15 protein-coding genes are annotated in these 15397 nt (G+C 32.4%); 5 read left to right on the top strand and 10 right to left on the bottom strand.

Going from position 1 to position 15397, the window contains the following annotated elements; all coding sequences use genetic code 11:
* Positions 1 to 70: 70 nt before the first annotated feature.
* The 9 genes from C8C83_RS00760 to C8C83_RS00800 all read right to left on the bottom strand — a co-directional run bounded on the left by C8C83_RS00760 (position 71) and on the right by C8C83_RS00800 (position 8883).
* Positions 71 to 1012 (bottom strand): hypothetical protein, encoded by a 942-nt coding sequence (locus C8C83_RS00760; protein ID WP_121325990.1) that lies wholly within the window; start codon positions 1010 to 1012, stop codon positions 71 to 73.
* A gap of 6 nt (positions 1013 to 1018) precedes the next feature.
* Positions 1019 to 1924 carry a DUF6175 family protein gene (locus tag C8C83_RS00765; RefSeq protein ID WP_233565971.1) on the bottom strand — a complete coding sequence of 302 codons (906 nt, stop codon included), beginning with the start codon at positions 1922 to 1924 and terminating at the stop codon, positions 1019 to 1021.
* A 10-nt stretch (positions 1925 to 1934) separates the two neighbouring features.
* Positions 1935 to 2405: a hypothetical protein gene (locus C8C83_RS00770; RefSeq protein ID WP_121325991.1), complete on the bottom strand. Its 471-nt coding sequence runs from the start codon at positions 2403 to 2405 to the stop codon at positions 1935 to 1937.
* 6 nt (positions 2406 to 2411) lie between these two features.
* Positions 2412 to 3206, bottom strand: a complete 795-nt coding sequence (locus tag C8C83_RS00775) for a hypothetical protein (RefSeq protein ID WP_207903537.1) — start codon at positions 3204 to 3206, stop codon at positions 2412 to 2414.
* Positions 3207 to 3242: 36 nt separating this feature from the next.
* On the bottom strand, positions 3243 to 3833 hold the full coding sequence (locus C8C83_RS00780) for a hypothetical protein (RefSeq protein ID WP_121325993.1): 591 nt from the start codon (positions 3831 to 3833) through the stop codon (positions 3243 to 3245).
* A gap of 618 nt (positions 3834 to 4451) precedes the next feature.
* Entirely contained in the window at positions 4452 to 5255 is an 804-nt protein-coding gene (locus C8C83_RS00785; RefSeq protein ID WP_121325994.1) for a hypothetical protein, read from the bottom strand.
* 248 nt (positions 5256 to 5503) lie between these two features.
* Positions 5504 to 6706, bottom strand: a complete 1203-nt coding sequence (locus C8C83_RS00790) for a hypothetical protein (RefSeq protein ID WP_121325995.1) — start codon at positions 6704 to 6706, stop codon at positions 5504 to 5506.
* Between the two features lie 66 nt (positions 6707 to 6772).
* Positions 6773 to 8176 (bottom strand): DUF1254 domain-containing protein, encoded by a 1404-nt coding sequence (locus C8C83_RS00795; RefSeq protein WP_121325996.1) that lies wholly within the window; start codon positions 8174 to 8176, stop codon positions 6773 to 6775.
* A gap of 293 nt (positions 8177 to 8469) precedes the next feature.
* On the bottom strand, positions 8470 to 8883 hold the full coding sequence (locus C8C83_RS00800) for a helix-turn-helix transcriptional regulator (RefSeq protein ID WP_121325998.1): 414 nt from the start codon (positions 8881 to 8883) through the stop codon (positions 8470 to 8472).
* A gap of 193 nt (positions 8884 to 9076) precedes the next feature.
* On the opposite strand from C8C83_RS00800, the gene C8C83_RS00805 reads away from it, so the two are divergent.
* The 5 genes from C8C83_RS00805 (at position 9077) to C8C83_RS00820 (ending at position 11694) form a co-directional block, all read left to right on the top strand.
* Positions 9077 to 9391 (top strand): hypothetical protein, encoded by a 315-nt coding sequence (locus tag C8C83_RS00805; protein ID WP_132011620.1) that lies wholly within the window; start codon positions 9077 to 9079, stop codon positions 9389 to 9391.
* 569 nt (positions 9392 to 9960) lie between these two features.
* Complete coding sequence (locus tag C8C83_RS27170) at positions 9961 to 10122, top strand: hypothetical protein (protein ID WP_158598127.1); 162 nt, start codon at positions 9961 to 9963, stop codon at positions 10120 to 10122.
* Positions 10122 to 10694, top strand: a complete 573-nt coding sequence (locus C8C83_RS00810) for a GNAT family N-acetyltransferase (protein WP_121325999.1) — start codon at positions 10122 to 10124, stop codon at positions 10692 to 10694. Before C8C83_RS27170 ends, C8C83_RS00810 begins: the two co-directional genes overlap by 1 nt.
* A 438-nt stretch (positions 10695 to 11132) precedes the next feature.
* Complete coding sequence (locus tag C8C83_RS00815; RefSeq protein ID WP_121326000.1) at positions 11133 to 11483, top strand: hypothetical protein; 351 nt, start codon at positions 11133 to 11135, stop codon at positions 11481 to 11483.
* Positions 11484 to 11487: 4 nt separating this feature from the next.
* Complete coding sequence (locus C8C83_RS00820; RefSeq protein ID WP_121326001.1) at positions 11488 to 11694, top strand: hypothetical protein; 207 nt, start codon at positions 11488 to 11490, stop codon at positions 11692 to 11694.
* 111 nt (positions 11695 to 11805) lie between these two features.
* On the opposite strand, the gene C8C83_RS00825 is transcribed toward C8C83_RS00820, so the two are convergent.
* Positions 11806 to 15246 carry a methylmalonyl-CoA mutase family protein gene (locus tag C8C83_RS00825; protein WP_121326002.1) on the bottom strand — a complete coding sequence of 1147 codons (3441 nt, stop codon included), beginning with the start codon at positions 15244 to 15246 and terminating at the stop codon, positions 11806 to 11808.
* Positions 15247 to 15397: the final 151 nt, after the last annotated feature.

Consider the following 15397-nt stretch of genomic DNA (forward strand, 5'->3'; position numbering starts at 1 on the left):
ATCAGCGTGGCTGATGCTTTTTTTTATGTCTTATTTTATAAAAAACTCAATTGAATCAATTACAGATTTTCTATTTTACAATTACTGTATAATTAATATCTGATGTTTGACTCTTATAATACGAAACTGCAATATCTTTAATAGCGTTTACTCTTTGCTTTTCAAGACTTACTTCGTCATTGTATTGTTTCATCTGGAAATCCCACTGCTTTTTCTCTTCTGCATTTACTTTTGTTTCTACAGTTTTTGCAATAGTCTGCGATTCTTTAAAACAAGGCGAAGAAGGATCAATTTCAGATAAAATATTCAATGCTCCAACATAATCGTTTGTAGCAATTGTAGTCCTGGCCAATTGCATTTGTTTAGCACAATTCTTTTTCTGATAGCCTTTATAAGCTTCAATTGCTTTTACCTGAACCTGGCTATAGCAACTTACAGCATCAGGAATCGACATTAGCAAACCTAAAGCTTCTTCGTATTGCTGCATTTTTACATATCCGTCAGATTTTTTAAGAAGATCTGCGCATTTTGTTTCGTAATACTTAAAAATCTTCGTTTTACTTTCATCAATAAATTTCTTGTAGGCCGGATCATTTGTCGCTATTTTAGTAATTGCATTTGTAATAGCCAGCTCTTTACTGCTTCCACTGCCTTTAATTGCTTTACTAATTGTCGAAAACAAAATATTACTGTCTACTTGTTTTACAAATAAACTTAATTCTATATTAACAACCGTTATATTCTGCATTCCGCCTTCGACAACGCTGGTTTCATTGATCGCAAATTTTGGATAAATAACAAAATTATTGCTATAACCAGAATCTGATAAGCCTGAAGCAGTAACGATTTGAGAAATTTTTGTATCTAATTTAGAAAGCTGAGAGTCTGTTAGATCCTCCATGTATTCAGGAACAACTACAGATAGAGAAATTTTACCGATATCTTTACTTGCCTGCGCTCTGGATAACAATGAAAAAAATGAGAACATTAATAAAACTAAAATATTTTTCATCTCTATTTATTTGATGGTGATGTAAATAGTACTGCTTTTAATATCTTTTGCCGGTTGTAAACCTAATCCTTTAAAGAATTTAAAAAGTTCAAGAGCAAATTTATTTGGGTTGTAATTATTACCCGTAGCCTGATCTTTTAATGGAATTTTGACATCATCAAGAATCATTTTTAAATCTGTAGTTCCCTGAATGTGATAATTGTTTTTAAAAGCATTTTTTTCCATCCAGGCTTCGATCTGATCTGATAATGGTAAACCATCTGAACCAATTTCTGAAGTCATATTATGCTGAGAACCTGCATCAAAACTAATATCAACAATTACAGACTTACCATTGTTTACAATATCTGTAAATTTAGTTTGCATTACATTTAAGAAATCCTGAATACAACTTTCAACAGCTTTCGAAGCTAATTTATTGTAATCTTCAGTATAAAATCTTCCGCTTTCTCCAACTTTATTGGCCAATGAATTTCCGGTTGAAGCTTCGTAACCTGTCAAAATTAATTTTACTGAATTTCCTGAACCCGACTGATCGATTATAACTTCTGCCTGCACATAAACATCAGCTCCTGACATTTGAACAATTTGAGCTTTTATATCAGTTTGATTATCTGAAGTAAAAACATGATTGTCTTTTGCTGCTTTTAATTTTGCAATAAAATCTACAGTTGTAAAACCTCTGCTATCAAAACCTTCTTTGATTTTTGTTATTGCAATTCTTTTATTTGGATCTTCTTCCAGAACAGTTCTCAAATCTTCTCCTTCTCTTGTGTAAGGAATTACCATTATCTTAGGCTGAACTGTTGCAACTTGTCCGCCGCTATTTGTTGCAGCGTTTTGACTAAATGCAAAATTTGTAACGCAGAACGTTACAAATAAAACAATGTAATGTATATATTTATGTTTCATAAATTTTCTTTTAAAATCCAAACTTGCGGATTATGTTGTTTTGTTCAAGATCTGTACGCAATGCAATCAGATTCACTTTAACATCTAAAGCCTGACTCTTTGCACCACCATTTTGTTTGGCAAAATCTCCCACAGGAATACTCGACATAATGAAAGTTTTATATCTTTTTTGAGCATAGAACTGATCAAAATATTCTTTGTGCTTTTCGATTTCTTCTGATTCATTACTTCCAATTAAAGCACTTTTTTGCTCTGATTCCGGAAGACCTCTAAAAAGCAATACATTGATCGCATTTTTTTCGGCTTCGCTAATAGCATCCTGCTGCTTTTTGCCACTACCAATTGCTCGCATAGTTATGGTTCCAGCATTTCCTGAAACATAATTAACCTGAGGCGTTTGAAGCTTTTTTTGGCCAAAGCTATAATTTACCGAAAGTAAAACCAGAATAATTAAAGCCCCTATTTTTTTTTGTAGCAACATACTCTGTTATTTTACAATTAGTTTACACGTCAATTTTTCTGCAGCATTAAATCTTGCTAAAATTTCTTTTCCACCGTCAGAAACCGTACATTCAGAGAAATCACTTCCGGCAATTTTCACCACTTTTAATTCTCCAATTTGCGACGGATAAGGTTTACCATCAATTAATTCGTTTTTTTCAACGATTAATTTATCCCCTTCTTTAAATCCAAATTCTTTACCACCACTAATTAAAACAGTAGCTGCTGATTCTTTTTTTGTAGTAAGGACTTTACTGATCTTAGTCGTTAATGGAAAGGTTTTAATAAAATACGCGCTCAATTTAGGCTCTATAGATTTTAAAGCTTCGTTTACAGCACTTTCAGGTGATAACATTAGCGGACTAACATCGGTCTGAAAGCTTTCGGCTTCTGTTGTTCTTCCTGATTCTACTTCGTTTACTTTTAAAGTAAAAGCAACACTTGATTTATAACCATTTACGCTTCCGTCTGTATTTTTCATGGCGTAAACGCTCATCTTCAATATATTTCCTATAATTAAATTTTCGGCTGCTAATGTAGCATCTTGTTTTACAGTATTCTTACTATCAAGAAAAGCTTCAGATTTTTGTAATTCCAATTCATCTTTCACTTTTGCATAACTTGTTCTGTCGACAACCGTAAAACGTCTTGAGTTTGTAACGATCTGAACCACTTTCTCTGCAACTGCGCCTGAATATTTAGAGTTAACTTCAGAAGTAAATTGACTCACCCCTATAACTGGTTTTTCTACCGCTTGTGAATAGCCTATTAGGCTATTCATAAACAGTAATAAAAGAAAATTAAAATTTCTCATATTTTAGTAATTTCCTGATGATTTTAAAGTAGAAATAAGATTATTTACCACTTTTAAGTTTAAGTTTAATTCAGGTAAAACTAAAGCCAAAACATCTTTAGAATAGCTCAATGATTTTGCTCCTTTAGGCGCTTGCATCATTCCTGCACTTTTTAAGTCAGTTGAAGCAGTAGCTACAGTTTCTGATGCATCTGAAACTGTTTTTATTTGTTTTGATATATTTAAACCTAAAGCATTAAGTTCGTCCAAAGTTGGTTTTTTTACTGTTACGTCAGCAACACCATCAACAGATTCTCCAACGGTTCTTTTGTACATTTCAGGAACTAATACATTAATTTCTTTTGTTGAAGTTAGCATTTCAGTTGAGTTTGATGCAAGTCCGTCAACACTTGAAATACCAGAAGTTTTAGGAGCACTTAATTTCTCTAGTTTAGCTTTACGTTCTTCAGCATCTTTAGATTTCATCTCTGATTTCAAGACTTCACGTTCTGCTTTTAATTCGTCTTTTGTTTTTGCCTGAGCTAAACAGTTTTGTTGCATTACTAAAATTAAACCAAGGCAAACAGCCGTTTTGAAAAATAACTTTGTAAACATAATTGGTGGTTTTTTTGTTTTTTGAATTCTTACTCTTTAGGATTTTCAGTAACTCCCCGTTTATTTAAGTGGTTTCTGAACTCCACCTTTCTTGCGCTAAAATAATTGGAATCTTTGGAAACATATTACGGATTTCCACATTCCAACTATTTTAAATCATATTTCTCCTAATTCATTTTAACAAAACTTATCCTAAAAAGATTTTTTTATTAAATAAGATATAGCACTAAGAAAGACACATATTTAAATAACCACCTGATTACAAGATACTAACGAATAAATAATCCGAAATTTAATACAACTTCATTTGCAATTTCAAAAGATATTAGGAGTATCAAACTTTTATAAAAAAAATAAAAAAAAAGTCAATTATAGTATTGAATGTATAAAAACCAGAGAAAAAGTGATTCCATTTATATGCCAACATTTTTAAAGAATAATCTCTATTTGTTTTCAAAAAAACATCAATATGAAATATTTAATGCAAAAGCATAATAAAAAACAAAAAAGCATCAGCCGTGGCTGATGCTTTTTTTATGTATCAATCTCTTGAGAATATTATTTCTCCATTTGTTTTTTCGAAATGTCTTTAACATTAAACAATGTAAAAATCTCAAATCATTGCTTTAATTTTTCTAAAGTTTCGAGTAACCAATCTTCGTCTACTTTTTTAAGCTTTTTATTTCTTTTGATCTGTTCTTCGATTAAAAATATAAAATCCTTATCGTTATACTCTTCTATTGCTTCTAAAATTAAGGAACCAGATTCATCTATTTCTAAAAGCTCTTTCTTTAGAATCTTTTTAATATTCTCATCCTTCCTTTTTGCTAAACCAACAATAGCTTCAAGTCTCGCAGTGTTATCGGTATCGTTTATTCTTTCCCACAAAGCTTCTCTGATTATTTGCGTATCGGTTTCAATTTGCGTTCCGATTCCGAAAGTTGCACAATCTCTAATATCCGAATCTTTATCTTTACTTAATTCTATTAAAATATCAATAGTCTTAGTTTTATCAATAGCGAGAATTGCATTAACCAAAGCGTACCTTACAGTTACACTTTTGTGATCTTTATAGACACATATTATATCAATTTGTTTCTCGGTTAAATTTTCATTGTTATGTCCAATTCCGTAAAGTATGGAACTAATTACATTTTTATCAGTTTCGGTTTTGAGTAAATCGAAATATATTTTTAAGATCTCTTTCAAATGCAATCTTGGAAACCCAAATTGAGCCAATATATTTATACCAATAATTTTTTCCTTTATTATTTCTGATTTCGTTAATTCGACGCTTTTTTCAAAAATATCATTATCCTTTCTCCTTCTTAATTCAGTAATAAAGTTCCAATAATTTTTACTCGACTTATTGTTCAAAAGTCTTTCAAATAGTTTTTCATTAGAATAATTAACTAAACTCATTTGGTTTCAGGATTTGTTTTTGATGTGAAATATACAATATAAAAGTATTTGAGTTGGCTACAAATTGTAGTCAACTCAAATTTTATTTCATAATTATAAAAGTTCAATTTTCATACGAACAAAATAATACTCTGTAAAAAATTAATTCATGACGTTGTACTCCGTCAATGTCTTTGACTTTGCGATGCATTTCTAAGCTATGATATAAAACATTTGCATAAGCTTCTTCTAAAGTAATAGGTTTTTCTCTAATTCATTTCGGTAATAATTTTATACAATTCCTGACAATAAGTAAACTTATCGTTTTGCTGATTCCTTTTATTTTCCTGCCCGGCTTCATAAACCGAAATCTGAAATGAAAACAATATTCTAATAGCCATATTTTGGGCCAAAACATTCTTGTTGTCCAGCTTCATCGCATTCAAATCCTTAATTTCTGATTTCCAAAACTTAAAATTAGTTATACTTTTAGACGATTTTAATTCCTGGTCAAAACGAAGCCAAAGTTTTTCTAAAATCTCATTTTCTAAAACCTTAATTTCCTCCATTTTTGCAATTTCATCTTTATACTCTTTCGATTTTTTGATTTCGACAATCTTGGATCTTAGAAAATTGTCTTCATTTGTATTAAAAAAAGTAATTCCTTTTTCGCAGGCATTCACCGAAAGAACAATTTCTTTATTTGCCTTTAAACTATCGGCAATTCGCAAATTTTTATCATAAATTCGTTTGATAATGGTATCATTCTTTGGTCTTATGTTTTTTCGATACGCCTGAATTTCCAACCAGTCAAATGCACGAAGCATTTCAGATTGTTTAGGCCAAACATGCTCTTCATGAGAAACAAAAAGCGTGTTTACAATCCTTGCTTTATCCAGCCATTCTTTATTTTTTATCATTTCCTGATAATTCATATCCTTATCTCCAACCATTCCTGCATACGAGAAATTATTAGACGGAGGTATAAACTTATCGGCACCATTAAATGACGCGCCACAAGCAATAATTCCTTGAAAAACGCCCGTAGATATCCCAAAATAACTCGCTAATCTTGCACCGCCCGAAAAACCCGATATATAAAGTTGTGAAGTATCAACAGCATAGTTTTGCAATACATCATCAAATAATCTATTGGCAATAGAAATATTATTTTGGGTTGATCCATTTTTTAAAGTACTGGAGCAAACCAAAATATAATTATAAGTTTCGGCAGCCAGAATAAAAGGCTCGATCCCTATTTTGCCTCGTGCAGCTGGTTCAAAAATAAAAACCAATGCCAATGGAGTTTTAGCATCGTATTTTTTAGGGAAATATATTGCATACGATTCCGTTGGAGCACTTGCAACTTTAACCGAATCGATAATAATTCCCGTTTGTAAAAATCGCTTATCCTGAGCAGAACCAAAAATCGCAACCAAAAGAAACAGAATACAATAGACAGTGTTTTTCATAACACTAAAATAAAAAAACCTTTCATTTCTGAAAGGTTTTTATTTTTAATTAATAGCAAAACTTTATCATTTAACAATTTCAACCAAAGGCATTTTCCAAACGTTGTTGATTACATCAGGCTCCGGGCCGTAAATTCTCGTAACAAACATGAATTTTTCATTTTTCGGAGTTGGAAGCCAGTTACTTTCTTTATCTTTTCCTGGTGAAGTACTTTGCAAGTAGATAATCAAATCTCCATTAGGTTCATATTTTAAACCTTTACTTTTATTGCCAATGGAATATCTGTTAATAGGATTTGGAACCAGAAAGCGTTTAGGAAGATTATACATCGTGATACTCCAAAAGTATTTTGCTTCCGGAAGTTGATTTTTGCTAAATTTCAAAATATAATTATTACTTCCTAAAAGCGGCTGATTATTACTATCAGTAGCACTTCCGGTATAAACAGCTTCTTCTTTAGTATTTCCATAAATTCCGGCAGCAGCAGCAACTGCGCGATTTAAGTAATTATTTTTGAGCTCTGCTCTTGTTCCAAAAAGATTTCCGAAATCTTTGAGAGTACTTAAACTTGACTCTAATTCTTGTTTTCCTTCTGCGATTCCTTTTTCTATAGCTTTAATAGTTTCCGGTGGATATTTAGAGCTATCAAAAGAAGTTCCGGGCACAATTCCAATTTTTGCAAAACGAATCCTAAGCTCTTTTTCGCTACTGTCTTCCTTTGTGTATTGTAATAATGAATTTAATACATTAATAAATTGCGGTGAACTATAATCACTTTCTTTCCATTCAGGAAGCGGAAGAGCATATTTTTTAACTGATGGCGCCGCTTGGTTCGTATATTCATGCAATGGAATTATTTTGTATTGATTCTGTATTTTTTTCAGATTAGAAACATCAGATGGATCGTGAAGCTGAGTTCTCCCAACCACAAATATTAAATTAGTTTCTGAACGCAAAACTTTGTTAATTCCCTTTGGTGTTTCACCTTTCCAGTCCGATCCTGCAATTAGATATTTTCCGGGATTGTTTCCTGTAACTCTGGTTCCAATATATTCATAATTAAAAGTATAAAGATCAACAAACTGCATTACATAATAGCGGTCGTTCTCAATTTTTGGAACTTCGAGAATAACAGGTTCATCAGAAACATTCAGAGCGGTCATAGAATATGGAGTATCATTATTTATTGTTACTACCAAAGTATCTGCCGGAGTTGCACTCTTTGACGAATTCCAAAACTTATTGAAACCTACATATGTTTTTCCTTTTTTGTCTAATGCGCTTGCATAAATTGTTTTGTAATTATAAAACATTGGATATCCATATATCCACGCTTCTTTTGCAATTGCGGTTATCGAATCTGAAGACGTTACCGCATCTGTAGAATCTTGTTTATCTTTTGACTGATCTTTTTTGCAGCCAGTTATTACTAAAAGTGTTACAATTAAAAAAGTGATAAAATTTTTCATAATTCAGGAAATTTGTTTCACATGAGATCATTTTATTATTTTTTAAAATTAGAATTAAATGAAAAAATTTACTTTTTTTTAATCGCAAATATGGTTGCAAATTATAAGTTGCAACAACTTTTAGTTTTTAAATTTAGAATTGATTACAGTTTCATTATCAAGTTCACCGCAAATTGTAGTCAACCAAACTATTTATTGTTGGAAACATAAAACGTTCAATTTCTGTGGACATTTCAATTTTCGCAGAAACAAAAAAACCTTTCATTTCTGAAAGGTTTTTTGAACTAATATCTTTATTTCTGCTTTAGTAATTTTTCTAAATATTCGATTTTGTCTTTTTCCGCCTGAAGCAAACGCTCGTAAAGATTTTTATTTTCTTCGACAGTTTCCATCAATTTATCTAATGGATTGAAAGTGCAACTATTATTATTACCAAAATGGCTATCCTTTACCGTTTCATTAAAAGTATTAAAATAATTAATCATACCTTCTTCTGAAAAATTTTTAATGGCTTCAACCGTTACACCAAGTGCTTTTGCAACTTCGATAAGTTTAGCTTCATCAATCGTTTCGCTATTTTCTAATGCCGAAACTGCTTGTTGGTTTGTTCCTAAAGCTTGCGCCAAAGCTTCCTGTTTCATATCTCGAAGTTCACGAATACGGCTTATTTTTCGCCCTATATGATTTGGTTTTGTAAGTGTGCTCATAATTCAAAGATAATAATTAAGTCTAATAACTCGTAATCCGTAAAAAACATATTTATCGCTGTACGTCACGATCAAAAATGATTTGGTACAGTACAATCAATTCCTTCCTTCGTCGAGTTAAACAAAAGTAAGATTTTTATTATAATATTTTACAGAAAAATATAACAAGATACAAATTAAAAATATACGCCTTATGGAAACAAATGAAATTGAAAAATTAGCAAAACTTAAAAGATTAACCGCCCAATATTTTACAACTCTAAAACCAACAAAAGACAAAAACACTTATACAGTTCAATTTAAGATTGTCAATTATCTGGAACTAGGTTGCGTCATTACCGATATGCTAAAATTATGTATTCTGGCGCTAGATCACGATATGCATAAAATCGACCAGAAAAAACACGAATCTATAAATGTGAGTTTGATTCTGGAAACTGTTGTGCAGATGTTTCCTTTGGATGAATTTGAGTTTTTGAGTTATGTTGGGGAAATGGTTGGGGAATGATCTTCTGCTGATTTTGGTGGCGTAATTGAATTTTATTTTGATTACGGAAGCAACCGGATTTTGATTACGAAATTTATCGCCGTGGACGGATTAAAATCCGTCCCTACAATCTTTATCATGGACGGATTAAAATCCATCCCTACAATATGTTTCGTTCCTTCGGAACTTTTATGGGACTTCATAGAAATAACCGCAATATTGTCATTTCGACGAAGGAGAAATCTTCGCAAGTAACTCCGCAACGAAAGTTCAATCTTTGTCGAGCTTCTCGTGAGGATTTCTCCCTTCGATCGAAATGAACTGAATGGAATTTTACACTTCTGGTGGTGCGAGCGTCTCGCTCGTGCATATCAATTATAAGTTCACGAGCAAGACGATCGCATTAGCGAGAATTACAAAAAAACATAAGAATATTTTTACTTTTTAAACAAAAAAAAGATACTAATCTAATTTTTGTTCGTACTTTTGAAACAAATGAAAAAATTCTTCTAGAGAAGATCTTTTTTATAATTCATCTATGAAGTTAGTTTCAAAAAAAACTTCCTACATTTAATCAAAGAAATAAACTTATGGCAAAGCCTATTAAAAATACTCCTGTTTTAAAAGGTAAAGAAGCAGTTGACTTTTATAAAACTATCGAATTTAATAAAGATAGAAAAGTTAGTGCCGACTCTTTAGCCAAAATTCGAACTGATGCTGGCTCTTTAAAAGAACTTCTAAAAGTCAATTAATGCCTTTTACAGGATTTTCATTTTTCGAATTAAACCCTACAACAACTATTAAACCTTTTGAGTGTGGTGATATTGATTTGAATAGTTTTCTTAACGATAAAGCAATTCCTTATAAAAAAGATTTACTTGCTACTACTTATTTGCTTGAAAACGAAAATAAAACTATTGCATATCTAAGCATATATAATGATGCTTTGGCTGTTCAGGAAAATCATTTTGCTTCTAAAAATGCTTTTAAGCGATTGATAAAAGAAATTATCAATCATCCTAAACGACATTTGAGACAATTTCCAGCCATAAAAATAGGTAGATTAGCCGTTTGTGAGATTACAAAAAAAGAACGCAAAGGAATTGGCCGAGCTCTTGTAAATTTTGTTATTGATTTAGCATTAGAGCAAAATAGCAAATGTGCTTGTCAATTATTAACTGTAGATGCCTACGAAAAATCACTTGGCTTTTATGAAACATTAGGTTTTAAATTTCTTTCTGAAAATGATATTGGAGAAGATACCAGACAAATGTATTATGATCTTCGACCACTGATGAACACATTAAATGAAGTTTCAAAGTAATTTTTCTTATTAAGCTTTTTTAATTTTTTGCTTCTGCTGAAGCGAGTATTTCGCTCGTGCACATCAACTGAATTTTATTTTTTTTCATGTAATCTTTGCGTTCACGAGTGAGACACTCACGCTCACGGGGAAAGTAATTTCAAAAAGTTTGGATGTATTCCTTCTTTCTCAATTTGTTCAAAAAACTCTTTTACTTCAACAGCAATCATTTTAGTCAATTTCTTTTCAAGTAAAGTAGGGTCAATAAAAGGAAATTGTCTAATAAATAATACTTATTTAACACTCACCCTTTTGAATAATTCATAACTCTTAATGTACTCTATTGGATTTCCATATTTCCAGCTACAAAACCAGCTATATAATCACCAAAAGTTTTACTTATAATTATTGTCTTTTTTATTATTATATTTATGTCTTTACAATTTAAATACTAAAGTAATGAATAATAATTATCAAAATGGTAAACTAATCTTTGGTCACTATGATACATTTGAAAATGTGTTTCCACAAGTAAGAGAGATAAAAGTAACAGTGACTGAAACTGGACGTAATATTTCATCATCACACCCGTCTATTTATAATTTTCGTAATTTTAGAGAAGTCATCAATTGTAGTAACTTAGCTTGTATATCTGGTGGGTTGAAAATCGGCAATATTGTACGTGAGATGATAGAAAATAAAGAAATATTTTTAGAGGTTAATGATTATAAATGCGAAGGCCACGAAAAACAAATAAATAAAATATGTTGGAATTTTTTCAGCTATAAAGTTGAAATAAGCTATAAATGATAATATGAAATTGAAGATAAATTCAACACAAGCAGAAAAAGATAAGTTTGTCGAAAAATTAAAACTAAAATTAAAAAAGTTAAATGATGATTGGAATCAATTATGGGATGAAACTTATGAGAGAGATGTTCATGAAGATGAGTTTGATGAATTAGAAAAGGAGATTGAAAAAATAAAATTCGGAATTCAACTTGGTAGCTATGAAAAATAAACCCGCTTATGAAGTTGAGAGAATTCGCTCAGCGATCAATAATCTTAGCAAACAAAACAAAAAAACCTCTCATTTCTGAGAGGTTTTCCTAAATCTATAAAACAGTAAATTCTACATATTCCTTCTATACTGCCCGCCAACTTCAAACAATGCCGAAGTAATTTGACCAAGTGAACAAACTTTTGTAGCTTCCATTAAATGGTCGAATAAGTTTTCGTTTTTAATTGCGGCTTCTTGTAGTTTGTTTAAATGCTCGTTTACTTTTGCTTCGTGAAACTGGTGTAAGTTATCGAGCATCGTTATCTGATATTGTTTTTCTTCTTCGGTGGCGCGAATTACTTCTGCCGGAATTACCGTTGGAGAACCTTTTGAGCTCAGGAAAGTATTTACACCCACAATTGGGAAATCTCCGTTGTGTTTTAGGGTTTCATAATACAAACTTTCTTCCTGAATTTTAGAACGTTGGTACATAGTTTCCATTGCACCAAGAACTCCGCCACGTTCTGTGATTCGGTCGAATTCTTGTAGAACGGCTGCTTCAACTAAATCTGTTAATTCTTCGATGATAAACGAACCTTGAATTGGGTTTTCGTTTTTAGCCAAACCTAATTCTTTATTAATAATCAACTGAATCGCCATTGCTCTACGCACAGATTCTTCGGTTGGTGTTGTAATTGCTTCATCGTATGCATTTGTATGTAGCGAATTACAGTTATCATAAATCGCATACAAAGCCTGTAAAGTGGTTCTGATATCATTAAAATCAATTTCCTGTGCGTGCAATGAACGTCCGGAAGTCTGAATATGATATTTTAGCATTTGCGCTCTTTCGTTGGCTCCGTATTTGTTTTTCATGGCTTTTGCCCAAATTTTACGTGCCACACGACCAATTACTGAATATTCTGGATCTACTCCGTTCGAGAAAAAGAACGATAAGTTTGGTCCAAAATCGTTGATGTTCATTCCGCGGCTTAAGTAATATTCCACGTAAGTGAAACCATTCGAAAGCGTAAATGCCAATTGCGTAATTGGGTTCGCTCCAGCCTCTGCAATATGATATCCCGAAATCGAAACCGAATAGAAATTACGAACGTTTTTGGTAATAAAATATTCCTGAACGTCGCCCATTAATCTTAGTGCAAATTCGGTAGAGAAAATACAAGTGTTTTGCGCCTGATCTTCTTTTAAAATATCGGCTTGAACCGTTCCACGAACTTGCGATAATGTTTTGACTTTTATTTCATTATAAACTTCCAAAGGCAAAACCTGATCTCCGGTAACACCCAAAAGCATTAATCCTAAACCGTTATTTCCTTCCGGTAAATCACCTTGATATCTTGGTCGTTCTGTTCCTTTTTCTTTGTATATTTTGTTGATTTTAGCTTCAACTTCTTTTTCAAGATCGTTTGCTTTAATGTAATATTCGCATTGCTGATCGATCGCTGCATTCATAAAAAAACCCAACAACATTGGCGCTGGTCCGTTTATGGTCATACTTACAGATGTTAAAGCATGAACCAAATCAAAACCTGAATACAGTTTTTTAGCATCGTCTAAACAACAGATTGAAACTCCGGCATTCCCGATTTTTCCGTAAATATCAGGACGAATATCCGGATCGTTTCCGTATAAAGTCACACTGTCAAAAGCTGTCGACAGACGTTTTGCCGGCAATCCTGCGCTCACATAATGAAAACGTTTATTGGTTCTTTCCGGTCCGCCTTCTCCGGCAAACATTCTTGACGGATCTTCGCCTTCACGTTTAAACGGATACAATCCTGAAGCAAACGGAAATTCTCCGGGAACATTTTCCTGTAAATTCCAACGCAAAATATCTCCCCAGGCTTCATATTTAGGCAAAGCAATTTTTGGGATTTGTAAATGCGATAAACTTTCAGAATGTGTTGCAATCTTGATTTCTTTATCACGAACTTTAAACGAGTAAACCGGATTTTTGTATTTGGCTACTTTTTCAGCCCAATTCAGGATGATTTCCCAATTGTACGGATCTAAATCCATTTTTACTTTATCAAACTGATTTAGTAAAAGATTCAAAAAGATTCTGTTTTCGTTAAGTCCTTCGACTTCGCTCAGGATGACACTATTGTCTTCAATTCCTGCTTTATTTATCTGTGGAATTTTCCCTGAAACCGATTCTATCGTTTTAAAAATTCCGTATAGTTTTTGAGCTACTTTTTGTTGAGAAACCGCAATTTCATCATAAGATCTGTTATTCTCTGCAATTTCAGATAAATAACGTGTTCTGTGTGGCGGAATCACGAAGATTTTCTCGCTCATTTCCTTCGTAATCTGGAAAGTCGATTTTAATTCGGATTCAGTTTTCTCCACAATTTTATCCATAATCGCTTTATAAAGCGTGTTCATTCCTGGATCGTTGAACTGAGATGCAATTGTTCCGAAAACTGGCATTTCATCAGGATTTTTATCCCAAAGATTATGATTGCGTTGGTATTGTTTTTTAACGTCACGAATCGCGTCTAATGCTCCTCTTTTATCAAATTTATTTAAAGCTACAAGATCAGCAAAATCAAGCATGTCGATTTTCTCTAATTGCGTTGCAGCTCCAAATTCCGGCGTCATTACATATAAGGATACATCAGAATGGTCCATAATCTCCGTATCTGATTGTCCGATTCCTGAAGTTTCCAGAATAATCAAATCATATTTTGCGGCTTTCAAAACCTGAATCGCTTCGGCTACATATTTAGACAAAGCCAAATTTGATTGACGCGTTGCTAAAGAACGCATATAAACACGAGGATTATTAATAGCGTTCATTCGGATTCTGTCTCCTAAAAGTGCTCCTCCGGTTTTACGTTTGGAAGGATCGACAGAAATCAATCCGATAGTTTTCTCCGGGAAATCAATTAAAAATCTACGAACTAATTCGTCAACCAAAGATGATTTTCCTGCTCCACCAGTTCCTGTAATTCCCAGAACCGGAATTTTAGAATTGGCATTATTGGTGTGAATCTGATCGAAAACCGGTTTTGCAATCTCAGGAAAATTCTCCGCTGCCGAAATTAATCTTGCAATTGCCGTTGGAGTTTTATTTTCGATATGATCAATTTCTCCGTTTAGTTTATCTCCAATAGGATAATCAGAACGTTCCACCAAATCATTAATCATTCCTTGTAATCCCAAAGAACGACCATCATCCGGCGAATAAATTCTTGTTATTCCATATTCATGTAATTCTGAAATTTCGCTTGGCAGAATTACTCCGCCTCCGCCACCAAAAATCTTGATATGTCCTGCTCCTTTTTCATGCAGCAAGTCATACATATATTTAAAATATTCGTTATGTCCACCTTGATACGAAGTCATTGCGATTGCATTTGCATCTTCCTGAATAGCTGTATTCACAACTTCTTCGACACTACGATCGTGACCTAAATGTATTACCTCAACTCCCGTTGACTGAATAATACGGCGCATAATGTTGATGGCAGCATCGTGTCCGTCAAAAAGTGAAGCAGCGGTTACAATTCTTACTTTATTTTTAGGATTATATGGTATTTGTTGTTCCATTTTATGAATATGATAATTTTAAGGGAGCAATTTACAAAATATTTTAATATTTGATTACTGCTATTGCTTTATGTTAACAAAAAAAAGAATGTTTTTTTGATTTACAAGGGTAACAATCGAAATCGTTATCGTATATACATTATATAAGTCT

Source organism: Flavobacterium sp. 90 (genome assembly GCF_004339525.1).
In the GTDB taxonomy this organism is placed as follows: domain Bacteria; phylum Bacteroidota; class Bacteroidia; order Flavobacteriales; family Flavobacteriaceae; genus Flavobacterium.